Source organism: Qipengyuania xiamenensis (genome assembly GCF_019711495.1).
Taxonomy (GTDB): Bacteria; Pseudomonadota; Alphaproteobacteria; order Sphingomonadales; family Sphingomonadaceae; genus Qipengyuania; species Qipengyuania xiamenensis.
Map to the genome: position 1 here is coordinate 515,574 of NZ_JAIGNM010000002.1, position 21,772 is coordinate 537,345.

General features: G+C 62.7%; 22 protein-coding genes. 15 read left to right on the forward strand and 7 right to left on the reverse strand.

From position 1 onward, the window contains the following. Positions 1-27 precede the first annotated feature (27 nt). The 8 genes from K3165_RS10735 (at position 28) to K3165_RS10770 (ending at position 9,622) form a co-directional block, all read left to right on the forward strand. The gene (locus K3165_RS10735) at positions 28-1,401 is read left to right on the forward strand and encodes a class II 3-deoxy-7-phosphoheptulonate synthase (protein ID WP_221549028.1); all 1,374 of its coding nucleotides are present in this window, start codon (positions 28-30) and stop codon (positions 1,399-1,401) included. 90 nt (positions 1,402-1,491) lie between these two features. Beyond that, positions 1,492-2,595: a GGDEF domain-containing protein gene (locus tag K3165_RS10740; protein ID WP_221548864.1), complete on the forward strand. Its 1,104-nt coding sequence runs from the start codon at positions 1,492-1,494 to the stop codon at positions 2,593-2,595. Between the two features lie 124 nt (positions 2,596-2,719). Next, a complete protein-coding gene (gene egtB / locus K3165_RS10745; protein ID WP_247714065.1) occupies positions 2,720-3,970 on the forward strand; it encodes an ergothioneine biosynthesis protein EgtB in 1,251 nt (416 codons plus the stop codon). Next, positions 3,967-4,965, forward strand: a complete 999-nt coding sequence (gene egtD, locus K3165_RS10750) for an L-histidine N(alpha)-methyltransferase (RefSeq protein ID WP_221548866.1) — start codon at positions 3,967-3,969, stop codon at positions 4,963-4,965. The genes egtB and egtD overlap by 4 nt, the downstream gene beginning before the upstream one ends. A 39-nt stretch (positions 4,966-5,004) precedes the next feature. After that, positions 5,005-5,661, forward strand: a complete 657-nt coding sequence (locus K3165_RS10755) for a retropepsin-like aspartic protease family protein (protein WP_221548867.1) — start codon at positions 5,005-5,007, stop codon at positions 5,659-5,661. A gap of 39 nt (positions 5,662-5,700) precedes the next feature. Further along, positions 5,701-6,444, forward strand: a complete 744-nt coding sequence (gene otsB / locus K3165_RS10760; RefSeq protein ID WP_221548868.1) for a trehalose-phosphatase — start codon at positions 5,701-5,703, stop codon at positions 6,442-6,444. After that, entirely contained in the window at positions 6,441-8,228 is a 1,788-nt protein-coding gene (locus tag K3165_RS10765) for a glycoside hydrolase family 15 protein (protein ID WP_221548869.1), read from the forward strand. Before otsB ends, K3165_RS10765 begins: the two co-directional genes overlap by 4 nt. Further along, a complete protein-coding gene (locus K3165_RS10770; RefSeq protein ID WP_221548870.1) occupies positions 8,225-9,622 on the forward strand; it encodes an alpha,alpha-trehalose-phosphate synthase (UDP-forming) in 1,398 nt (465 codons plus the stop codon). Before K3165_RS10765 ends, K3165_RS10770 begins: the two co-directional genes overlap by 4 nt. A gap of 4 nt (positions 9,623-9,626) precedes the next feature. On the opposite strand, the gene K3165_RS10775 is transcribed toward K3165_RS10770, so the two are convergent. Further along, positions 9,627-10,160, reverse strand: a complete 534-nt coding sequence (locus K3165_RS10775; protein ID WP_247714066.1) for a response regulator — start codon at positions 10,158-10,160, stop codon at positions 9,627-9,629. A 35-nt stretch (positions 10,161-10,195) separates the two neighbouring features. On the opposite strand from K3165_RS10775, the gene K3165_RS10780 reads away from it, so the two are divergent. Both K3165_RS10780 and trxB read left to right on the forward strand, forming a co-directional pair. Further along, positions 10,196-10,975 (forward strand): tyrosine-protein phosphatase, encoded by a 780-nt coding sequence (locus K3165_RS10780; RefSeq protein ID WP_221548871.1) that lies wholly within the window; start codon positions 10,196-10,198, stop codon positions 10,973-10,975. 65 nt (positions 10,976-11,040) lie between these two features. Next, positions 11,041-12,006 carry a thioredoxin-disulfide reductase gene (gene trxB, locus K3165_RS10785; RefSeq protein ID WP_221548872.1) on the forward strand — a complete coding sequence of 322 codons (966 nt, stop codon included), beginning with the start codon at positions 11,041-11,043 and terminating at the stop codon, positions 12,004-12,006. 27 nt (positions 12,007-12,033) lie between these two features. Here trxB and K3165_RS10790 read toward each other — a convergent pair whose 3' ends face one another. From K3165_RS10790 to K3165_RS10800, 3 genes are read right to left on the reverse strand one after another with little or no spacing between them, the layout of a single operon-like run. After that, a complete protein-coding gene (locus tag K3165_RS10790; protein ID WP_221548873.1) occupies positions 12,034-12,468 on the reverse strand; it encodes an MAPEG family protein in 435 nt (144 codons plus the stop codon). 15 nt (positions 12,469-12,483) lie between these two features. Beyond that, positions 12,484-12,936 carry an MAPEG family protein gene (locus K3165_RS10795; protein WP_221548874.1) on the reverse strand — a complete coding sequence of 151 codons (453 nt, stop codon included), beginning with the start codon at positions 12,934-12,936 and terminating at the stop codon, positions 12,484-12,486. A 55-nt stretch (positions 12,937-12,991) separates the two neighbouring features. Further along, positions 12,992-13,936, reverse strand: coding sequence for a threonine ammonia-lyase (locus K3165_RS10800; RefSeq protein ID WP_247714067.1), 945 nt, complete (start codon positions 13,934-13,936; stop codon positions 12,992-12,994). A gap of 82 nt (positions 13,937-14,018) precedes the next feature. Here K3165_RS10800 and K3165_RS10805 point away from each other — a divergent pair, with 82 nt between their 5' ends. The 5 genes from K3165_RS10805 to K3165_RS10825 all read left to right on the forward strand — a co-directional run bounded on the left by K3165_RS10805 (position 14,019) and on the right by K3165_RS10825 (position 19,437). Then, a complete protein-coding gene (locus tag K3165_RS10805) occupies positions 14,019-15,230 on the forward strand; it encodes a saccharopine dehydrogenase family protein (protein ID WP_221548876.1) in 1,212 nt (403 codons plus the stop codon). Then, complete coding sequence (locus K3165_RS10810; RefSeq protein WP_221548877.1) at positions 15,211-16,206, forward strand: peptidyl-alpha-hydroxyglycine alpha-amidating lyase family protein; 996 nt, start codon at positions 15,211-15,213, stop codon at positions 16,204-16,206. Before K3165_RS10805 ends, K3165_RS10810 begins: the two co-directional genes overlap by 20 nt. Before the next feature lie 43 nt (positions 16,207-16,249). Continuing rightward, positions 16,250-17,428, forward strand: coding sequence for a carboxynorspermidine decarboxylase (locus K3165_RS10815; protein ID WP_221548878.1), 1,179 nt, complete (start codon positions 16,250-16,252; stop codon positions 17,426-17,428). A gap of 30 nt (positions 17,429-17,458) precedes the next feature. Continuing rightward, positions 17,459-17,974 carry a YbjN domain-containing protein gene (locus K3165_RS10820; protein ID WP_221548879.1) on the forward strand — a complete coding sequence of 172 codons (516 nt, stop codon included), beginning with the start codon at positions 17,459-17,461 and terminating at the stop codon, positions 17,972-17,974. A 260-nt stretch (positions 17,975-18,234) separates the two neighbouring features. Next, a complete protein-coding gene (locus K3165_RS10825; protein WP_221548880.1) occupies positions 18,235-19,437 on the forward strand; it encodes a type III PLP-dependent enzyme in 1,203 nt (400 codons plus the stop codon). 7 nt (positions 19,438-19,444) lie between these two features. Here the strand turns inward: K3165_RS10825 and K3165_RS10830 are convergent, their stop codons facing one another. The 3 genes from K3165_RS10830 to K3165_RS10840 all read right to left on the reverse strand — a co-directional run bounded on the left by K3165_RS10830 (position 19,445) and on the right by K3165_RS10840 (position 21,624). Beyond that, complete coding sequence (locus K3165_RS10830) at positions 19,445-20,218, reverse strand: hypothetical protein (protein WP_221548881.1); 774 nt, start codon at positions 20,216-20,218, stop codon at positions 19,445-19,447. 77 nt (positions 20,219-20,295) lie between these two features. After that, positions 20,296-21,093: a transporter gene (locus tag K3165_RS10835; RefSeq protein ID WP_221548882.1), complete on the reverse strand. Its 798-nt coding sequence runs from the start codon at positions 21,091-21,093 to the stop codon at positions 20,296-20,298. Between the two features lie 87 nt (positions 21,094-21,180). Continuing rightward, the gene (locus K3165_RS10840; RefSeq protein ID WP_221548883.1) at positions 21,181-21,624 is read right to left on the reverse strand and encodes a hypothetical protein; all 444 of its coding nucleotides are present in this window, start codon (positions 21,622-21,624) and stop codon (positions 21,181-21,183) included. Between the last annotated feature and the right edge of the window lie 148 nt (positions 21,625-21,772).

Below are 21,772 nucleotides of genomic sequence, written 5' to 3' on the forward strand. Positions count from 1 at the left end.
CGCAATTATTGATCAAATGGACTTATGATGACACGCGAATGGGCACCCGATAGCTGGCAGAACTTCGAAGCGAAGCACCTGCCGCGCTATGAAAGCGAAGCCGCGCTTGCCGAGGCGACGCAGGCGCTCGCCAGCCATCCGCCGCTGGTCTTCGCTGGTGAGGCGCGTGCGCTGAAGGCCGACCTCGCCGAAGTCGCTGCCGGTAAGGCTTTCCTGCTGCAGGGCGGCGATTGCGCGGAAAGCTTCGCCGAATTCCACCCGAACAATATCCGCGATACCTTCCGCGTGCTGCTGCAGATGGCAGTCGTCATGACCTTCGCCAGCAAGCAGCCGGTTGTGAAGGTCGGACGCATGGCAGGGCAGTTCGCCAAGCCGCGCAGCTCCGACACGGAAACGCAGGGCGATGTGACGCTGCCGAGCTATTTCGGTGACAACGTCAACGGCATCGAGTTCGATGCTGCCGCCCGGCACAACGACCCGCAGCGCATGGTCCGCGCCTACTTCCAGGCTTCGGCCACGCTCAACCTGCTCCGCGCTTTCGCTGGCGGCGGCTATGCGAACCTGCGGCAGGTCCACCAGTGGACGCTCGATTTCATGGGCCGCAGCCCATGGGCGGACAAGTTCTCCGACGTTGCCGATCGGATCGGCGAAGCGCTCGATTTCATGGAAGCTTGCGGCATCGACCCTGCAACCGTGCCGCAGCTGCAGGGCACCAGCTTCTACACCAGCCACGAGGCGCTGCTTCTGCCGTACGAGCAGGCGCTGACCCGCCGCGACAGCCTTACCGGCGACTGGTACGACACCAGCGCGCACATGGTCTGGATCGGCGACCGCACCCGCTTCGAAGGCAGCGCGCACATCGAATTTGCGCGCGGCATCGGCAATCCGCTGGGCATGAAATGCGGGCCGAGCCTCAAGACCGATGCGCTGCTCAAGCTGCTCGACACGCTCAATCCCGCGCGCGAGCCGGGGCGCATCACGCTGATCAGTCGCTTCGGCCATGACAAGGTCGAGGAAGGCCTCCCGCGCCTCGTGCGCGCGGTAAAGGCGGAAGGCCATCCGGTGGTGTGGAGCTGCGATCCGATGCACGGCAACGTCGTCAAATCGGACAGCGGCTACAAGACGCGGCCGTTCGACCGCATCCTGACAGAGGTGAAGGGCTTCTTTGCCGTCCACCGTGCAGAGGGCACGCATCCGGGCGGCATCCATGTCGAAATGACCGGACAGGACGTGACCGAATGCGTCGGCGGCGCTGTGGCGATTACCGACGAAGCGCTCAAGGATCGCTATCACACGCATTGCGACCCGCGGCTCAATGCGGCGCAGTCGCTGGAGCTCGCCTTCCTGATCGCGGAAACACTGAATGCCGAACAGGCCCAGCAACAGGCCGACGCCGCCTGAGGCACAAACCGCATAAGGGCTAACCGCTAGTCCACCGACTACCCGATCTTCGCGGTCGGTCGCCTACTGCGTTGGCAGGAGGTGCTGTCGGTGCGATCGAGTCATGGTTCAGCGTTCGATTTCGTTGCAGCTCTGGCATGGGCGGTACCCCTTGTGCTTGCTGCATGCGCAGTCCTGATCCCGGGCGAAATCGGGCACCCCGTCCTCCTGCTGATGTCGCTCGCCGCACTGACAGCACTTTCCTACCGCTACACATTGCTCAGCCGGAAGCTTGCCCGGAAGGCAAAGGGCTTGGACCGCAGTGTCAGACAGCTTGAGGCCGCCGAAGGTTTGGCGGGCATCGGGCGTTGGTGCATCGAGCTGGAACCGAGGCGGCATCTCTGGTCCGAAGAGATGTGTCGCCTGGCAGGTCTGGAGGAAGGGACCGCACCGACAAGGCAGACGCTGTCGGCAATCATGCCGAAGGGCATCGACCAGCTCGAGACAACACTTTGCGCCCACCGAATGGATCGCGACAGTTACGCGATCGAATTCGAGCTGGAACATCCGCGAGGCGAGTGCCGCATTCTGAGGGCCCGCGCACAGAACAGTTTTTCGCCCGAAGGTACGCGCGAACAGGTTTTCATGGTCGTGCGCGACGTGACCGAAGAATATTCGCTCCAGCAGGATCGTGAGCGCGCCATCGAGAGGGCCGAGCAGGCCGAACTGCAGGCGAACACCGATCCCCTGACCGGTATCGCCAACCGCCGCTCCATCATGAGTGAACTCGACCGACGCATAGTCTGGTCGCGCGACACAAGTGAGCCGCTCTCCGTGATCGTTTTCGATATCGATCACTTCAAGTCAGTAAACGATGGTCACGGACACATGATCGGCGATCGTGTAATTGCCAAGGTCGCCAAGATCGCCTCTGGCCAGCTGCGGGAAAACGACGAAGTGGGACGGATCGGCGGTGAGGAGTTCCTCTGGATCATGCCGGGCTGCGACAGCGGCGCCGCTGTGCGCGCGGCGGAGCGGCTGCGCTGGGCGATCGAAGCCGGCACCCACGGGGCGCCGCTACCGTCGGTAACCATCAGCGCAGGCCATGCCGAGTTGCGAGGTGGCGATTCCGCCCTCATCCTTTTCGCACGAGCCGATGCGGCGCTCTACGAGGCAAAAAGAATGGGCCGCAATCGCGTTGCCCAGGCAGCCTGAGCGACGATCAAGTTCTAATTCAACATATTGAAGGGGTTACCGGACTTTCAACCGTCACGGAAATGCGCCATGATGGGCCATGGTCGCCGCCTTCTGGCGTCCGCAGAGAGGGGAGGGCGAGACTTTGTCCCGCATCCAAGCCGATCAATACCTGGCCGCCAATGGGCTTGCCGACCGCTATTCAGCGGTAAGGGCGCTCAGCGAGGCGCTCGTCTCGCCCCTGTCCGAGGCCGATGCGACCCTGCAATCGATGGAAGATGCTTCGCCGGCGAAATGGCACCTCGCGCATGTGACGTGGTTCTGGGAAACCTTCCTGTTGCGCGACCATCTGCAGGGCTATCGTCTGTATGACGAGGATTGGCCCTTCGTTTTCAATTCCTATTACGAGGCCGAAGGCGAACGCATCGCGCGCTTTTCGCGCGGCATGCTGTCCCGGCCGACGCTGGCGGACATTCTCGCGTGGCGCGCGCATGTCGACGAGGCGATCCAACCGCTTCTCGAGCGCGAAGAATTGCGCCCGCTCGTCGAGCTCGGCCTTGCGCATGAGCAGCAGCATCAGGAACTGCTCCTGACCGATATCAAGCACGCGCTGTTCCAGAACCCGCTCGGTCCCAAGATGTGGGAAGAGGGCGCTGCTGAAGACATTATCAGGCCGGAAGGCTGGTATTCTCACCCGGGTGGTGTGGCGCTGGTCGGCCATCAGGCAGAAGGTTTCGCCTTCGACAATGAAGGCCCGGCCCACCGTGTCCTGCTGGAACCCTTCGCGCTTTCGGCGAGCCTGGTGAGCAATGCAGACTGGGCCGAATTCATCGCCGATGGCGGCTATGATGACGCGCGCCTCTGGCTGTCTGACGGCTGGGCATGGCTCAACGAAAACAGGATCGCCGCACCTGCCTATTGGCAGGATGACAAAGCCTTCACCCATTGCGGTTGGCAGCCTCGCGACCCCGATGCGCCGGTAACGCACATCTCCTATTTCGAGGCCGATGCCTTTGCCACCTGGGCAGGTCACCGGCTTCCGACCGAATTCGAATGGGAAGCCATCGCGCGCGGTCAGGAAGGTGATGCTCCTGCGCATGATTCGGCAGGCGGCAACCAGCTCGACGGCGCCGAGCCGCCGCTGCCGACCGGTAGCGAGGGGCTGTTCGGCGATTGCTGGCAGTTCACGCGATCCGCTTATCTCCCCTATCCGCGCTTCGAGCCTGCCGCCGGTGCGGTTGGCGAATACAATGGCAAGTTCATGAGCGGGCAGTTCGTCCTCAGGGGCGCGAGCTGTGCGACCTCGCGCGGTCACTCGCGTCCGAGCTACCGCAATTTCTTCTACCCCCACCAGCGCTGGCAATTCACCGGGCTGAGATTGGCCAAGGACATATGAAAAACGAACAGGGAATAGCGCTCGTCGACCGCGACGAGGACGGCGTCGATCGCGCTTTCCGAGAAGACGTCCTTGCGGGATTGAGCCAGCGCCAGAAGGCGATCCCTGCTCGTTGGCTGTATGACGATGCAGGCTCGCAGCTGTTCGAGGACATCACCGACCTCGAGGAATATTACCCGACCCGCGCGGAGACTGAAATTCTCGAGGCGAGGGGGCAGGAGTTCGCCAAACTGATCGGTCCCGGTCGTGCTGTCGTCGAATTCGGTTCCGGCAGCTCGGTGAAAACACCCTTGCTGCTCAATGCAATCGCACCGGGTGCCTATGTTCCGCTAGACATCTCGGGAGATTTCCTGCGCCAGTCGGCTGCAGCCCTGTCCGAGAAGTTTCCCGGGCTGAACGTCTATCCGGTCGAAGCCGACTTCATGCGAGAGGTCGCGCTTCCCGAAGAAGTGCTGGTCATGAGGAAGCTCGGCTTCTTCCCCGGGTCCACCATCGGGAACATGGTCGCGCGCACAGCAGTCGACCTCCTGCGCTCGATGCGTGCGACGCTGGGGGCTGAAGAGGGTGAGACGCCGCAATTGCTCATCGGCATGGACCTCGTGAAGGACCGCGAGGTGCTGGAGGCAGCCTATGACGATTCTCGCGGGGTCACGGCGCAATTCAACCTGAACCTCGCCCGCCGGATCAATCGCGAATTGGGCGGCACCATTCCCGTCGAATCCCTGCGGCACACGACCTCTTGGAACGACGATTTCGCGCGTATCGAGATGCATCTCGAGGCGACGCGGGATATCGCTTTCAAGGTTGCAGGCCGCAGCTTCAGCATGAAGCGCGGCGAGACGATCCACACGGAAAACAGCCACAAGTTCACGCGCCGTAGCTCGAATACCCTGCTTCTGGCAGGGGGATGGACGCCGGTCGAACGCTGGACCGACGAAGCCGGCCGCTTCTCGCTCATCCTTGCCGAGGCTACCGAAAAGCGCGAGGCGCCCTAGTTCATCGACGGGCAGGGTGCGATTGCCTATATCGGGCCCATGGAATTGCAGGCCGTCTTCGATGCAATAGCCGATATCGTGCGCGCCGTGCCGCGATCGGGCTTGCTGATCGGTATGGTCGCTGCGCTTCTTGTCGGCTGGATCGGCGCGCTCATGCTGCGCAACAAGATCGTCGGTGGCCGGATAGTCCGCACGCTGAGTACGCTGGCTCTTATCGGCATCCTGCTCGCCGTGCTCTTGCAACTGGCGCGCTTCGATCCGCGGCTCGACGCGGTGACGGAGCTTGGCCTGCCCGAACAACGTATCGAAGGCAGCGCAACCGTCATCCCGCTCGCTCCCGACGGGCATTACTGGTTGCTGGCACAGGTGAACGGCGTTCCGGTGCGTTTTCTCGTCGATACGGGCGCCACCCTGACCGCGCTGTCCTCCAATGACGCTGCAAGGGCCGGCCTTGAACCGAGGCCGGGCGGCCTTCCGGTAATGCTCGGCACGGCCAATGGCACCGTGACGGCGGAGCTCACCACGGTAACGGAACTGCAGTTCGGCAATATCGAGGCGCGTGGCCTCGACGCGGTTATCGCTCCCAACCTGGGGCGGACCAATGTGCTCGGAATGAACTTCCTCTCGCGGCTGGCAGGCTGGCGGGTTGAGAATGGCGACCTGATCCTCGATCCGGGTGACCAAGACGCCGAGTGAGCGTTTGACCGCAGCGCCAGAGCCGTTAAGTCGGCTGTGATGGCAAGCCCCACATCGCTCCCATCTCCGCCCGGCCTCGCCGATCTCCTCGGCCAGGGGCCCGTCTCGCTGTTCGTGGATTTCGACGGGACGCTGGTGGGCATTGCGCCGACGCCCGACGCGATATCGGTCCCGACCGACCTGAACCTGCGCCTCAACTCGCTGCGTGACCGGCTGGCTGGCCGACTGGCGCTGGTGAGCGGTCGCTCGCTGGACGATCTGCAATCGCATCTCGGTTCGCTCGATATTGCGCGGGCCGGATCGCATGGAGCTTCGCGCTTTCGCGCAGACGGCTCGCGACTGGGAAAGGCGCCTCAGGGTTTGCCCGAGGAGGCGGTCAGGGACTTGCGGTCCTTCGCGGAGAAACACGGATTGCTCTACGAGGAGAAAAGCCACGGCGGTGCGCTCCATTTCCGTTCACGCCCGGATTTCAGCGAGGCAGCAATCGGCCATGCCAAGGCGGTCGCGCTTCGACACGAACTGGAACTGACCAGTGGCAAGTCTGTCGCGGAACTCGTCCGCCCGGGGGCGAACAAGGGCGCCGCGCTCGAAGCTTTCATGGGGATCGAGCCGTTCGCAGGCAGCATTCCCGTCTTCATCGGGGACGACGTGACAGACGAGCACGGGATGGCCGCCGCAATCGAATTCTCGGGTTTCGGCATTGCAGTCGGGGAACGACCAAGCAAGGCTGCGCGCTATCACCTCGAAGACGTCGCCGCAGTGCACAATTGGCTGGATCTATGAACGAAGCAAACCTCGAACTCTCTCCCATCGGAAACTGCCAGGTCAGCGCACTGGTCGATAGCGAGGGAGGGTTCGTCTGGGGATGCGTTCCGCGGGTCGACGGCGATCCGGTATTCTGCTCGCTGCTCAATGGCGACAAGCGCGACGAAGGTGTCTGGCGCTTCGAGCTGGAAGGGCAGGTGTCCTCCAGCCAGCACTACATCCGCAATACGCCGATCCTTGTCACGCGCCTGGAGGCGGAGGACGGCAGCGCACTCGACATATTCGATTTCGCCCCGCGCTTCGAGCGGTCCGGGCGCATGTATCGCCCCGTGGCCTTCGCCCGTATCGTGAGGCCGGTTTCGGGCGCCCCGCGCCTTCGGGTCCGGCTCGCGCCGATGAAGAACTACGGCGAGGAACTGGCCAAGACCACCAACGGCACCAACCATGTCCGCTACCTCGTCGGGGACCAGGCATTACGCCTCTCGACCGATGCGCCGGTCGGCTACCTTATCGAGGGTCGCAGCTACCGTGTCGAAAGCGACCAGCACTTCTTCCTCGGTCCAGACGAGCCGTTCGTAGGCAATATCCGCAGTGAACTACGCCGGATGGAAGCGAGCACGAAAAAGTACTGGCAGCACTGGGTTCGCGGCCTGCACATCCCGCTCGAATGGCAGGAAGAGGTGATCCGGGCCGCTATCGCGCTCAAGCTCTGCCAGCATGAAGAGACTGGCGCGATCGTCGCCGCCCTGACGACGTCAATTCCCGAGGCGCCGGGAAGCCAGCGCAACTGGGATTATCGCTACTGCTGGATACGCGACAGCTATTACACCGTGCAGGCCCTCAACCGCCTTGGCGCGCTCGATGTGCTGGAAAAGTATCTCGCCTATCTGCGCAACATCATCGACGAGGCCCGCGGCGGACAGATCCAGCCGCTCTATTCGGTCATGGGCGATACCGAATTGCACGAAAGCGAGGCCGAGCACCTCGCCGGCTATCGCGGCAACGGGCCGGTGCGCATCGGCAATGCCGCCTACAAGCAGGTGCAATACGACTGCTATGGCCAGATCGTGATGCCGACCGCACAGGCGTTCTTCGACACGCGCCTTTTGCGCATGGCGGACGACCGCGACTTCGAACATCTCGAGGAAGTGGGCGAGGCGGCATGGGCAAAGCACGACAAGCCCGACGCCGGCCTGTGGGAATTCCGCACGCGGCAGGAAGTGCACACCTATTCCGCCGTGATGTGCTGGGCCGCCTGCGATCGCCTGGCCAACGTCGCCGCGCAATTGGGCAAGGGTGACCGGGTGACCTTCTGGAAAGAACGGGCCGAGGCGATCCGCGCCAAGATCGATGCCGAAGCCTGGAACGAGGAAGGTCAGCATTACGGCGCCAGCTTCGAGAGCGATTATCTCGACGCAAGCCTGCTCCAGATGGTCGAGCTGCGTTACCTAAAGGGCGATGACGAGCGCTTCCTCAAGACCTTCGAGGCGGTCGAACGGGACCTGCGGCGGGGGGATCACATGCTCCGCTATGCCGCCGAGGACGATTTCGGCGCGCCGGAAACCGCCTTCAACGTCTGCACCTTCTGGCTCATCGAGGCCCTGCATTTGACCGGGCGCAGCGCCGAAGCGCGCGAACTGTTCTGCTCGATGCTCAGCCACACGACCAGATCGGGCATGCTGAGCGAAGACCTCGACTATGACACCGGCGAGCTGTGGGGGAACTTCCCCCAGACGTATTCGCTAGTAGGTATCATCAATTCAGCTGGCCATCTTTCGAAGAACTGGAGCGAGGTACGGTGAGTGCCGACGCCCGTCTTGTCGTGATTTCCAACCGCGTCGCGGTGCCGAAGGCACGCGGGGCGGCCGGTGCGCAGGGCGGACTGGCAGGGGCGCTGCATTCGGCGCTGAAGAGCCGCAAGGGGCTCTGGTTCGGTTGGTCGGGCGAGGAAAGCGACAGCGGACGCACCGGCAATATCGCCACGCAGACGAACGACGGTGTCACCACGGCGACCATCGACCTGTCGCAGCGCGATATCGAGGAATATTACAACGGCTACGCCAATTCGACGCTTTGGCCGCTGTTCCACTACCGCCTCGACCTCGCGAAATACGAGCGTGAAACCGGCAAGGGTTATGAGCGGGTCAACGAACGCTTTGCCGAGCTGGTAACCCCTCTGCTCGAAGACGACGATGTCGTCTGGGTCCACGATTATCACCTGATACCGCTGGGCGAACGGCTGAAATCGCGCGGCTGCAAGAACCGCATCGGATTCTTCCTGCACATTCCCTGGCCCGCCACCCGCCTGTTCGTCTCGCTGCCCTATCACGAGCGGCTGGTGCGGACGATGCTGCACTATGACCTGGTCGGTTTCCAGACGCAGGAATGGCTCGACAGCTTCCTCCACTATTGCCGCACCGAGCTTGGCGCGGATGTGGATGAGGCCAGCGGTGAAGTCACCCTCGACGGGCGCACCACGATTGCGCGCGCTTATCCCATCGGGATCGACTGGGATCATTTCAGCAGTCTCGGCCAATCCGGCGAGGCCCGGCAGGCGCAGCAGCGCCTCATGAGCTCGACACGCCGACGCACCGCCATGATCGGGGTCGATCGGCTGGACTATTCGAAGGGATTGCCCGAACGCCTCGACGGGATATCTCGTTTCTTCGACAAGTACCCCGAACGTACGCGCGATCTTGTTTTCGTGCAGATTGCGCCGCCCAGCCGCGAGGATGTCGACAGCTACCAGCATATCCGCGCAACGCTCGAGCAGAAGGCCGGCCAGATCAACGGTGCGCGAAGCGAAGTCGATCTCGTACCGGTGCGTTACGTCAACCGCGGATATACCCATGCCGAGCTGTTCGGGTTCTTTCGCGCATCGAAAATCGGCCTTGTCACTCCGCTTCGCGACGGAATGAACCTTGTGGCCAAGGAATATCTCGCTGCGCAGGACCCTGAAGATCCCGGCGTGCTGATCCTTTCGCGTTTCGCAGGCGCAGCGGCACAGATGCAGGATGCCCTGCTCGTCAACCCGCACAGCCCGGATGATCTTGCCCATGCGATCCGCACGGCGCTCGATATGCCGCTGGAAGAACGCAAGGAGCGCTACGAGAGCCTGATCGGAACCGTGCGCGACGACAATGTGCAGGACTGGACCAGCAACTTCCTCGCCGACCTGGATAGCAGCCGCGATTAAGCTTTCAGGACTCGGCCCGGTTCGAGGGTGAATCGCGCCCGCGACCGGCTGCGAATTCCAGATGCTCGGTCAATTCGCGATGCCGCGGCTTGTCCGAACGCGGGCGGAGGATTTCCTCGACCTTACGAAGCAACAGGGCCGGTTCGAAGGGCTTGCGCACGTAGGCCTGCGCATCATTGAAATAGGCTTGGTTCTCGTCTTCTACGCCGGAAATGCCGGTAAACATGATGACCGGAAGATCGTAGTTCTCTGCCGAAGATCGCAGTGACCTGAGGACCTGGCTCCCGCTGAGGCCGGGCATGTCCTGATCGAGCAGGAGGAGGTCGGGGCGCCGCCACTGGAGCAGCTCCAAGGCTTTCTCCCCGTCGCCCACCCAGCCGCAGGCATACCCTGCGTCCATCAGCAACTGGCACGCCAGTTCGGCAATGATCTCGTCGTCGTCCACAATCAGGATATGCGGCAAGTACTCCTCCTTTTCCGGCTCGTGGCGGCAGTGGCGGGGGAAGTCGCAAAACGCAGTGAGCGCGGCAATACGCATTGTTACGCGGGTCTGTGACTGGCACTGACCTTTTCATGATTCGCGATCCCTTCCTTCCGACCGATGGCATTCACAATTTCCGCGATTTCGGCGGCTGGGAGATCGCCGGCACCGGACGGGTGAAAGGCGGACTGCTGTGGCGCTCCGGCCAGCATGTCGGTGCGAGCGATGCAGACCTGCAGGCCATCGATGCTCTCGGCATCAAGACCGTGATCGACTTGCGTGGTGCTTCCGAACGCGAGCGCAATCCCTGTCGTCGTGCGCCGGGCTGGGACGGAGAGGTTATCGCCTTCGAAGGTGAGACCAGTTCGAGCCCGCCGCACATGGATGTCGCGCCGGACACCACGACCGCCGAATTCGCTCGCGAGCGGATGATCGGGGTCTACACAAGGATGCCGCGCAATCCCGCGATGACCGAAATGTTCTCGCGCTATTTCGGGGCCTTGGCGGATCGTGATGGGGCGAGCCTCGTCCACTGTTTCGCCGGCAAGGACCGCACCGGTGTGGCCGCTATGCTGGTGCTGCACGTCCTGGGTGCCAACAGGGACCAGCAGATGGCGGAGTTCCTGCGCACCAATGATGCGCCCACGCTGGAAGTGCTGGCGAGCCAGTCGGTCCCAGGCATAGAGGCACGGCTCGGCCGCAAGCTGGATGAGGAAGCGATCAGGGCGCTTCTCGAAGTCCAGGAAGATTATCTCGCCACCTTCTGGCGGGTGGTGGACGAGGACCACGGCTCGCTCGATCGCTACCTCGAAAACGCTTTAGGTGTGGATGAGGTGTTGAAGGACAGGCTGCGCGCGCGCTTCGTGGCGTGACTCTGCGCAGGCCAATCCCCATATAGCCCCTCTACCCCGATCCAGACGTACCAAGAGACTTCGACATGGCTACCCATCGCACCAAGATGCTTATCATCGGCTCCGGCCCCGCAGGCTATTCCGCGGCAATCTACGCTGCGCGCGCGATGATGGAGCCGATCGTGGTGCAGGGCCTCCAGCCCGGCGGCCAGCTGACGATCACCACCGATGTCGAAAATTACCCCGGCTTTGCCGACGTCATCCAGGGCCCGTGGCTGATGGAGCAGATGCAGAAGCAGGCCGAACACGTCGGCACCCGCATGATGTGGGACACGATCATCGACGTCGATGTGTCCAAGGGTTCTCCTTTCACGGCCAAGGGCGACAGCGGCGATGAATACATTGCCGACGTGCTCGTCATCTGCACCGGTGCGCAGGCCAAGTGGCTTGGTGTGCCGGGCGAAATGGAACTGGGCGGCAAGGGCGTATCTGCCTGCGCGACCTGTGACGGGTTCTTCTATCGCGGCAAGAAGGTCGCGGTGATCGGCGGCGGCAATACCGCAGTCGAAGAGGCGCTCTACCTCACCAACCATTCCGACGATGTGACGCTGATCCACCGCCGCGACGAACTGCGTGCGGAGAAGATCCTGCAGGAGCGCCTGCTCAACCACCCCAAGATCACGGTCCTGTGGAACAAGACGGTCGAGAGCTTCGAGGCGGGCGAGAATGGCGCTCTGGGCCATCTCAACCTGCGTGACACCGTCACCGGTGCCGACAGCACGTTCGAGACCGACGGTGCTTTCGTCGCCATTGGTCATGCCCCGGCAACCGAGCTGTTCAAGGGCAAGCTGCCGATGGACGATGGCGGCTACCTGCTGACCGAGCCTGGCTCGCCCAAGACCGAGATCCCGGGCGTTTTCGCGGCAGGCGATGTCACCGACCACACCTATCGCCAGGCGGTAACCGCCGCCGGCATGGGCTGCATGGCCGCGCTCGACGCAGAGCGTTTCCTCGCAACGCTGGAAGTGGCGGAGCGCGAAGCGGCCGAATAAGCCGCCCCGGCACTCCGTCGGCTTACATCACATGTGAATATCGAACGCCCAGATCGCGGCGTGGAAGATCAGTGCGATCAGCACGAGGCTCGACAGGGCGAACAGCACGAAGCGCACCATCACCTTGTTCGCGGTCGCCTGAACGATCGAATGGATGATCCTGAGGCCGACGTAGATCCACGCGAGCAGCGCGTTCATCCCGTCGCCCATGCCGACCATGGCGAGCAACAACGCGGTGGCGTAGAACACCGTCGGCTGTTCGTGCAGGTGGTTGTAATTATGCGCTTTCCACTGGACTTCGGCTGGCAGCGTGTCGTCGAGCCCCTTGGTCTTGCGGGCATCGTCCGGCTGGATGCCGGCCTTGCTCATCGCGGGAATGCGGGTGGCGTACATCCAGAGCCACATCACCATCGTCCATGCGAGCAGGACGACGACGGGCTGGAGAATTTCGGCTTGAATCACGTGTTTCTCTCCTGATCAGGCAGGGGCGAGCGAGGGATCGAACAGCAGGGTCGCCATGACGGCCCGGACGGCCAGCACGGTGAGCACGATGCTGGACACGACGAATATCAGGAAGCGCAGCTTCACGATATTGACCGTCGCCTGATAGAGCGAATGCACGATGCGCAGCGCGACATAGGCCCATGCCAGCAGTACATCGAGTGCGCCTGCCCCCATGATCGCGAGGATCACCACGGTCGGGTAGAAGATCGTCGGCTGTTCCATGAGATGCGCATAGTTGTGCGCTTTCCACTGCACCTTGTCGGGTATCACGCCTTCAAGGTCCTGGCCGCGTCCGCCGGGCTTGGCATCGCCGAGACCGCCACCGATTTTCTTGATCGCCGGAAGCCGGGTGAACGCCATCCAGTAAAGCATGACGAGCGACCACAGCACGAGCACCGCTGCCGGTGCGAGCATTTGAGCCTGCATTTCGGTAATTCCCTCCCAGTTGCAAATGCAGACCTGTCCCGCAGGGCCGCGAATGTCAAACCTGCGCGATGGTCCGTGCAAAGCTCTGCGCGTCGGTATTGCCGCCCGTGACCATGATCACGGTGTCCTCGTCCACCGGCACCTTGCACGCCAGCGCGGCGGCAAGGGCGGCGGCGCCACCCGGTTCGACGACGAGGTTTAGCTTGGCAAAAGCGAAACGTTGGGCCGCGCGCACTTCCTCGTCGCTGACCGATACACCCGGCTCGGCGCGGCCTTGAAGAACGTCGAGGTTCACCTGCTTCGTGGCATCGGGCTGCAAGGCGTCGCAGATCGTCGATGGCGGATCATCGCCGACCCGCACGATCTCGCCCGCAGCCATGGCCTGTCCGACCATGTCCCACCCTTCCGGCTCGACGACATGGATCGCACTTTCGGGGCAGGCGAGGGCGAGGCCTGCCGCAAGGCCTCCGCCGCCACAGCACACGACCAGACGCGAAGGGGCGTGGCCAAGCTGCGCCTCGATCTCGACCCCGGCGCTACCCTGACCCTCGATTACCCACGGATCGCCGAAGGCATGGACGAGTGTTCCGCCGCGATCTGCGATCAGCCGCGCGGCGACCTCGTCCCGGTCCTCGCCTGGGCGCTCGTAAAGTACGATCTCCGCCCCCAGCGCCTCCGTGGCTTCGAGCTTAACCTTGGGCGCATTGCGCGGCATCACGATAGCCGCCTTGATCCCCAGCCGGCGCGCGGCCCATGCGACGCCCTGCGCGTGATTGCCCGAGGATACGGCGACGACGCCGCGTGCTTTCTCCTCATCACTCAGGTTCGACAGGCGCCACCAACCGCCGCGGATCTTGAATGCGCCGACAGGCTGCAGGCTTTCCGCTTTTACATGGGTCGTCACTCCGCCGATCTCGACCGGAAGCAGCGGCGTTGGCGGCAGGATGGCTGCAATCGACTTCGCCGCGTTGAGCACGCCCTGTCGCGTCGGTTTTCTCATATCGTCTCGGACCATTTGGCTAGCTTAGTGCATTTCGCTAGAGGGCGCGCAAGAATCGAATTTCAGAAAAGAGGTTTCATCCATGTCGACAGTTCTGGTCATCGGTGCAGGCGGCGTCAGCTCGGTCTGCGTTCACAAGATGGCGATGAACAAGGATATCTTCACCGATATCCATCTCGCCAGCCGCACCAAGTCCAAATGCGATGCCATCGCCGCCAGCGTGAAGACCCGCACCGGCGCGGATATCTCGACCTACGAGATCGACGCGGAAGAAGTCCCCGCGATGGTGAACCTCATCAAGAAGGTGCAGCCGAGCCTCGTGGTGAACCTCGCGCTGCCGTATCAGGACCTGCCAATCATGGACGCCTGCCTCGAAGCGGGCGTGAGCTATCTCGACACCGCGAACTACGAGCCGAAGGATGAAGCCAAGTTCGAATACCACTGGCAGTGGGCCTATCACGACCGCTTCAAGGACGCTGGCCTGATGGCGCTGCTGGGTTCGGGATTCGACCCGGGCGTGACCAGCGTTTTCACCATGTGGCTGAAGAAGCACAAGCTCAAGACCATCCGCCAGCTCGACATCCTCGACTGCAACGGGGGCGACCATGGTCAGGCCTTCGCCACCAACTTCAATCCGGAAATCAACATCCGCGAAGTCACCGCACCTGCGCGCCACTGGGAGAACGGCGAATTCGTCGAGACCCCGGCCATGGCCAAGAAGGTCGAATTCGACTTTGAAGCCGTCGGCCCGAAGAACATGTACATGATGTACCACGAGGAGCTGGAAAGCCTCGCCAAGTTCAATCCCGAACTCGAACGTGCGCGCTTCTGGATGACCTTCGGTGATGAATACATCAAGCACCTGACCGTGCTGCAGAACGTCGGCATGACGCGCATCGACCCGGTCCGCTATCAGGGTAAGGACATCATCCCGCTCCAGTTCCTCGCCGCCGTGCTGCCCAAGCCTGAATCGCTGGGCGAAACGACCAAGGGCAACACCAATATCGGCGTCATCGCTACCGGTGAAGCGCTCGACGGTTCGGGTGAGAAGACCTTCTACATCAACAACATCTGTTCGCACGAAGCCGCCTATGAGGAAACCGGCAACCAGGCCGTCTCCTACACCACCGGCGTGCCTGCGATGATCGGTTCGGCCATGATGGTCACCGGCAAGTGGTCGGGCGACGGCGTCTTCAACATGGAAGAAATGGACCCCGATCCCTTCATGGACATGCTCAACGAGCACGGCCTGCCCTGGCAGGTGAAGGAAATGGATGGCCCGGTCGACTTCTAACCTCCTTGCCGTCGCGGCCGCGCTGGCTCTTGCCGCGTGCTCGGGGCCGGGCAGGGAAGACGCGCCGCGCGTCGAGATGGATGCCGACTGGGCGCAGGTGCCCGAGGGTACTGCCTATGGCGAATTGAGTGCGGTCGATGTCGATAGCCACGGCCATATCTTCGTGCTCCATCGGGCTGGGCGGGAGTGGAAAGAGCCATTCCCGACCGATCCGATTGCCGAGCCGACGGTTTTCATGTTCGCGGCGAACGGCAAGCTGCTCGGCAAGTGGGGAGCAGATACGCTCGTCATGCCGCACGGTCTATCGGTCGACGACGAGGACAGGGTCTGGATCACCGACGTTGCGCGTGAGCAGGTGCTGCGCTTCAGCCACGAAGGAGCGGAGGAACTTGCGCTGGGTGAGCGCGGCGTGACCGGGCAGGGCGATGGGCAATTCGGTCGACCGGCCGACATCGCCTTTCTTCCCGGCAAGGTGCTGGTCGCCGATGGCTATCTCAACGACCGGATCGCGGTATTCGACCGCGAAGGCAATTTCCTCGAAAGCTGGGGCGAGGAGGGCAGCGCTGCGGGCGAGTTCGACCTGCCGCACTCGGTCGCAACCGACGCGAACCGCGTCTACATCGCCGACCGCGAGAACGGGCGGGTCCAGGTTCTCACCCATGCAGGCGAACCGTTCGCAAGCTGGAAGCCGCGAGGGACAGGCCATCCCTATTCCGCGAAACCGATCGGCGGCGGATATGTGCTGGTCATCGAAGGGCGCGACGGGGTGGGCCGCTATGGCGCGATCGGCAGGCTATACCGTGAGGACGGTTCGCTCGACCGGATCTTCGATGCGGGCGTCGATCCGCGCACCGGAACCAGCCTCGGCCACGATATCGCGGTCGCACGCGACGGCAGCGTCTACATGGTCGACAACAAGGCGAACCGCGTCGTGAAATTCGAACTTGCTGCTGCCGGCCTCGAAACCAGCGAGTGAGTTCGCCCTTTCGCATTGCCGCTTGCGCGCCTAGATGCGCCCCATGGAAACAAAAGCCGGCGATCCGGGCGCCTTTGCCCATTTCGATTTGAACCGTGTCGACAGCCCCGCCTTCGTGGTGGATGCGGCGAAGCTGCGCGCCAATTGCCAGATCCTGGCCGAAATCCGCGACGAGGCGGAGATCAAGATCCTCTCCGCGCTCAAGGCATTCTCCATGTGGAGCGCTGCGCCGATCATCGGCGAGTATCTCGACGGGGTTTGCACCTCGGGCCTGTGGGAAGCGCGGCTGGCATCGGAATTCTACGACGGCGAGATCAGCACCTATTGCGCGGCCTACAAGCCGGAGGAGCTGGACGAGGTCTGCCGCCTGTCGGACCACGTGATCTTCAATTCGCCCGGCCAGATGCAGCGCGCCGCGCTCATCCTCGAGAATGCCCGTGCCTCGGGACAGGATTTCGAAGTCGGCCTGCGCATCAATCCGCAGGTGCCGACCGGCGAGGTGCCGCGCTACGATCCTTCCAGTCCCGGCAGCCGCCTCGGCTTTCCGATCGACCAGCTGACGCCCGAGATCATGGAAGGCGTCGAAGGGATCCACTTCCACAATCTGTGCGAGCAGGACTTCGAGCCGCTGCACCGCACCTGGGACAAGGTTTTCGACGCCATCGAGCCGTGGTTCGGCCAGCTCAAGTGGATCAACATGGGCGGCGGGCATCACATCACCCGCGCCGACTACCAGCGCGAGGAACTGGTCGAATTCCTCAGAGATGCGAAGGACGACACCGGCGCCGAGATCTACCTCGAACCGGGCGAGGCGGTCGCTCTGGATGCCGGTATCCTTGTGGGCACCATCCTCGACACCGGCTTCAACGGCGTGCCTGTCGCCATCGCCGACGTCTCGGCGACCTGCCACATGCCCGATGTCATCGAGGCTCCCTATCGCCCCGCAATGCTGGGCGAGGCGATGGACGCAGAGACGCCCGAAGTACGCATCGGCGGACCCTCCTGCCTCGCCGGCGATGTCATTGGAGATTATCGCATCCCCGGCGGCGCGGAGGTTGGCAAGCGTTTCGCCTTCCTCGATCAGGCCCATTATTCGATGGTTAAGACTAACACTTTTAACGGGGTGCAGCTGCCGTCGATTTACATGTGGGACAGCGAGACGGACTCCCTCGAACTCGTGAGGGAGTTCGGTTACGAAGATTTTCGCGGAAGGCTGAGCTAGGTCGCCGATCCGCCAAGGGGGATAGTTTACATGAAAATGCACGCACTTCGCGCAGCGATCCTTGCTGGTTCGCTCACAATGGCCGGCGGTATGGCGGCGGCCCCCGCTGCCGCGCAGGAATACGTGCCCGAAAAGGTGGTGAAGTCGGTTTCGACGGCGGATCTGCGCGCGCTGGTGTCTTCGCTCGACCACGAAGAACTCAGGGTTATGGAAGAGGACTACGTCGTCGTCGCCAAGGATGCCGATGGCCTTGCATATACCCTGTTCGGCACAGCCTGCGATGTAGAACCGATTTCGGGATGCCAGGGCATCATGGCGCAGGTTCGCTATGACCTGCCCGATACCGTGACCCACGCCCGTCTGGCCAAGGCCAACCTCGAAAACGCCGCGCTGAACGTGTGGGCGGATTTCGAGAACGAGACACTGGGTGTCACGCGCTACGTGGTGATCGATCACGGTGTGACGATGGCCAATTTGCGCGAGAACATCTCGGTGCTGCTCAGCCTCGCACCAGGGGCGGTAGGTACCGCTAACGGCGACGAATAGGGTCCGAAGCGCAGGCGCGTCTCTGGTTGGCGCTTTCCTGTAATTCGACCGGCTGTGCGAGGTGCTCGTCGGGCCGACGGAACGGCCGGCTTCGCCATGTTTTCTTAGGGTAAGTCCGGAGCTCTTGCGCGAGCGATTTGGCTTGATTTTTTGCCGAATCTTACTATTTGCGCGGCTCCTGCTGCCCCAAGGGGACTTCCTAACCGCAAGGCAGCTTGTCGTTTCATGGTCCGCACGGACCGTTTAGGGGGTCCCTTGAGTTGCAGCATTTTCCTGATGCCAAGGCTGTAGTCCGCGCACTTTCGCCGGACGAACCTGTTATCCTCAACCGCCCGCACGCCGCTGCGCGCGCTGCCCGCTTCTTTGTCGAGAAGTTTCCGGGCAAGTCGCTCTATGCGGTGAAGGCCAATCCCTCTCCCGACTTGTTTCGCATCCTGTGGGACAATGGCGTGACGCATTACGACGTCGCTTCCATCGCGGAAGTGCGCCTCGTGCGCTCGGTACTGCCCGATGCGACGCTGTGCTTCATGCATCCGGTGAAATCGCCCGGCGCGATCCGCGAAGCCTATTTCGAACACGGCGTGAAAACCTTCAGCCTCGATTCCAGCGAAGAGCTGGCGAAGATCGTCAAGGCGACCCGAGATGAAGACGGCGAAGATGCCACCGACCTGCGCCTTTGCGTTCGCCTGCGCGTCTCCTCGGAGCATGCGGCGCTGAGCCTTGCGAGCAAGTTCGGCTGCGACCTCATCGAAGCGCCTGCGCTGCTGCAGGAAACCCGCCAGTATGCAGACTGGCTGGGGGTATGCTTCCACGTCGGCAGCCAGGCGATGAGCCCGTTTGCCTATGTGCAGGCGCTGGACCGCACCCGCGCGGCGATTGCCGAGGCTTCGGTGGTCATCGACATGATCGACGTGGGCGGAGGCTTCCCCTCCGTCTACCCGGGCATGGAGCCGCCGCCGCTCGAAGATTATTTCAAGATCATCCACCAGCACTTCTACGCGCTGCCGATCGCCTACAACGCAGAGCTGTGGTGCGAACCTGGCCGTGCGCTGTGTGCCGAATACAGCAGCCTCGTGGTGAAGGTGGAAAAGCGCCGCGGCGAGGAACTCTACATCAACGACGGTGCCTATGGCGCCCTGTTCGATGCCGCACACGTGGACTGGAAATTCCCTGTCCGCGCGCTCGAGGACGACCTCATCAAGCCCGAAATGGACTTCGCCTTCTACGGCCCGACCTGCGACGATGCCGATTACATGCCCGGCCCCTTCGCCCTGCCGGAAGACATCCAGGCTGGCGATTATGTCGAGATCGGCATGCTCGGTGCGTATGGTGCGGCGATGAAGACCGATTTCAACGGCTTCGGCGCGGCAGAACGCATCATCGTGACCGACGAACCCATGGCAAGCCTCTATGACGGCAGCCGCGACCGTCCGCAGGCCGACAACGTCGTAAACCTGCGATAGGCAATTCTCATCCGTACTCGGAACGGTGGTTTTCGAGTACGGATTTTACCCGGCCGAGCGCTTCTCCGACGAGCGTGGGGAATTCTTCCGTCTCCAGTTCCCGAACGGCGTTGTGAGCCGCAGCAATCCGCTTGGCCTGCGCCCAGTCCGTGCCCAGCGCGATCGCCCATTCGCGAAACTCGTCGGCTGCACCGGCATGTGGCTTGAGCGCCTTGGCCAGCGTCGGGTGGAAGTCGACCCTCCGGATCATCGTCAGCAACGAAAGCGGAAAGCCCTTGTCGAGATAGACGAGGGTGTCGTCGACATGGATCGTCCCGCTGCTGCGATGCAGGGCCAGCACGGATGAGAAATGGACGCTCTCGTCCTCGTCGACCAAGGGCACGCCTGCAGGAACCTTGAAGTCGAAGTCGACCCCGAACTTTTCCCTGAGCGCATCGTCCTCGCATTGCGTGTCCTGCCACGGCAGTTGCGGCAGCTTCCGCTTGTGCCGCGCGGTCCCGTACAGGCGCGCATCGGGATAGGCGTCGTGCATCCAGTCGCAATGCAGCGTGTGGAACGGGTGCAGGTTGAGGATCGCGGTCAGCTTGCGCCCATTGTCGGTCAGCAGGTCGACTTCCCTCTTCACATCGTCGGGAAGCGTATAGCTGTCGAGAAAGACGAAATTACCGTCCGTGAGGCGCACGAGCGAGGCCTGGGTGCCGAGGTTGATAACCCCGCCCAGCCTGAAATCGCCGTTTACGCGCCAGAACCCTTCGCCAATTTCGGTCAGTCTGCCTGTCATGAATTCGCCTCCTGCAAAGCGAACCATCGAGGCATGCAAGGTTTCCCGCGACGCGCGAATACGGCGCTGCGGGAGGCTTATTCGCCGAAGCGCACCATGACCTGCGCGCCGACGCCGACATCGGGGCTACCGTCGGCAAGGCCGGTATAGGCGTAGCCCTGCAAGCGCAGGCCGTCGTTGAGCTTGTGAGTGAGCGAGCCGGTGACTTCGCTGCGATTGGGCGATGTGGGAAGCGACCCGTCGCGCCAGTCGTAATCGAGCCCGAAGGTGCTGTCGCCGGAGACGAAATAGAGGCCTGCACCGGCCAGCCATGCATCCTCGAGCGGATAGTCGTCGTTCTGGCCGTTGAAGCGGCGTCCTGCGCGCACGGCTGCGCTGACATCGCCGAACACCTGAAGCACTTCACCTTGCAGCGTGAAATCGGTCGTGCCGGTGCTGAGCGCCTTTTCCTGCGAACCGGTCGGCAGCTTTACCTTACCGGTGACGTCGAAATAGGTCGTATCGGACACTTCGAGGGAATAGGTCGCCGCGATATTCGTATCGCCGATGCCCGAGCGTGAGGCCGTACCTGTCGAGCCGCCACCGCCAGGGCCACCGCCGCCGGGTCCGCCGCGCACGCCGCCTTCACCCGGAATGAGGTCGGCTGGGCCCGAGACGTTGATGTAAGGCACGGACACGCGCACGTTGAAGTCGCCGGTCTGCCATTTCACCGTAACCGGTACGGCGAGGAAATCGGTGTCCTCGTCCTGACCGTAATCGCCGGTCGAATAGTCCACGCCGACGGCCAGCTGGACGTAATCGTCTTCCGCATGCGCGGCCTGTGGCATTGCGATCAGGCAAGCGGCGAGGGCGCCTGCGACAAGGGGCTTGGTCATGATAGGATTTGTTCCACTCGATATGGTTGCGCGCCGCACGCCCGGCCTCCTGAACGACCGGGCATGCGACGCGCTGGAGTATCCGGATTAGCCGCCGCGGCCGGGGCGATCCGGACGTTCCGGACGCTCGGGCTTTTCGGGCTTCTCGGGCTTTTCGGGGCGCTCGGGCTTGGCCGGACGCTCGGCACGAGCGATGCGCTCTGCCTTTTCATGCGTCACGACGGCGCGCTCGCCTTCGATCTTGGTGATCGTGTGGACGTTACCCGAGGGCGTTTCCACCGTCTGGGTCCAGCCTAGTTCGACCGTTTCGAAGGTCGGGTTTCCGTCGGCATCGAGGACGGGATTGCCGTCTTCGTCGAGGATTTCGCGTTCCTCGGTCACCGCTTCACGCGTCACGATCGCGCCGTTGGTTTCGGCGGTTTCGGTCGTCGTGTCGGTATCGGTGCCGGTGTCTTCCTGCGCCAGAGCGACAGGTGCGACAACGGCGATAGTCAGTGCGGTCGGCAGTGCGACCAGAGCAATTTTTTTCATTACAACCCTCCATCGAGCCTTGGCGCGAGCGATCACCCGCGCCGAAAACTCGTTCGGCTACCCGTCTTAATTTCCTTCAAAGGAGCAAGGTTAGTTCGACAGGCTGATGCATGGCAGGGGTGAGCGGAGAGGCCGCGAATTCTGCCCG

Bases quoted from the DNA above. Each gene is read 5' to 3' on its own strand.
- K3165_RS10735 (WP_221549028.1), top strand. From the start codon at position 28: ATGACACGCGAATGGGCACCCGATAGCTGGCAGAACTTCGAAGCGAAG.
- egtD (WP_221548866.1), top strand. From the start codon at position 3,967: ATGAAAAACGAACAGGGAATAGCGCTCGTCGACCGCGACGAGGACGGC.
- K3165_RS10755 (WP_221548867.1), top strand. From the start codon at position 5,005: ATGGAATTGCAGGCCGTCTTCGATGCAATAGCCGATATCGTGCGCGCC.
- otsB (WP_221548868.1), top strand. From the start codon at position 5,701: ATGGCAAGCCCCACATCGCTCCCATCTCCGCCCGGCCTCGCCGATCTC.
- K3165_RS10765 (WP_221548869.1), top strand. From the start codon at position 6,441: ATGAACGAAGCAAACCTCGAACTCTCTCCCATCGGAAACTGCCAGGTC.
- K3165_RS10775 (WP_247714066.1), bottom strand. From the start codon at position 10,160: ATGCGTATTGCCGCGCTCACTGCGTTTTGCGACTTCCCCCGCCACTGC.
- K3165_RS10780 (WP_221548871.1), top strand. From the start codon at position 10,196: ATGATTCGCGATCCCTTCCTTCCGACCGATGGCATTCACAATTTCCGC.
- trxB (WP_221548872.1), top strand. From the start codon at position 11,041: ATGGCTACCCATCGCACCAAGATGCTTATCATCGGCTCCGGCCCCGCA.
- K3165_RS10795 (WP_221548874.1), bottom strand. From the start codon at position 12,936: ATGCAGGCTCAAATGCTCGCACCGGCAGCGGTGCTCGTGCTGTGGTCG.
- K3165_RS10800 (WP_247714067.1), bottom strand. From the start codon at position 13,936: ATGAGAAAACCGACGCGACAGGGCGTGCTCAACGCGGCGAAGTCGATT.
- K3165_RS10805 (WP_221548876.1), top strand. From the start codon at position 14,019: ATGTCGACAGTTCTGGTCATCGGTGCAGGCGGCGTCAGCTCGGTCTGC.
- K3165_RS10810 (WP_221548877.1), top strand. From the start codon at position 15,211: ATGGCCCGGTCGACTTCTAACCTCCTTGCCGTCGCGGCCGCGCTGGCT.
- K3165_RS10815 (WP_221548878.1), top strand. From the start codon at position 16,250: ATGGAAACAAAAGCCGGCGATCCGGGCGCCTTTGCCCATTTCGATTTG.
- K3165_RS10820 (WP_221548879.1), top strand. From the start codon at position 17,459: ATGAAAATGCACGCACTTCGCGCAGCGATCCTTGCTGGTTCGCTCACA.
- K3165_RS10830 (WP_221548881.1), bottom strand. From the start codon at position 20,218: ATGACAGGCAGACTGACCGAAATTGGCGAAGGGTTCTGGCGCGTAAAC.
- K3165_RS10835 (WP_221548882.1), bottom strand. From the start codon at position 21,093: ATGACCAAGCCCCTTGTCGCAGGCGCCCTCGCCGCTTGCCTGATCGCA.
- K3165_RS10840 (WP_221548883.1), bottom strand. From the start codon at position 21,624: ATGAAAAAAATTGCTCTGGTCGCACTGCCGACCGCACTGACTATCGCC.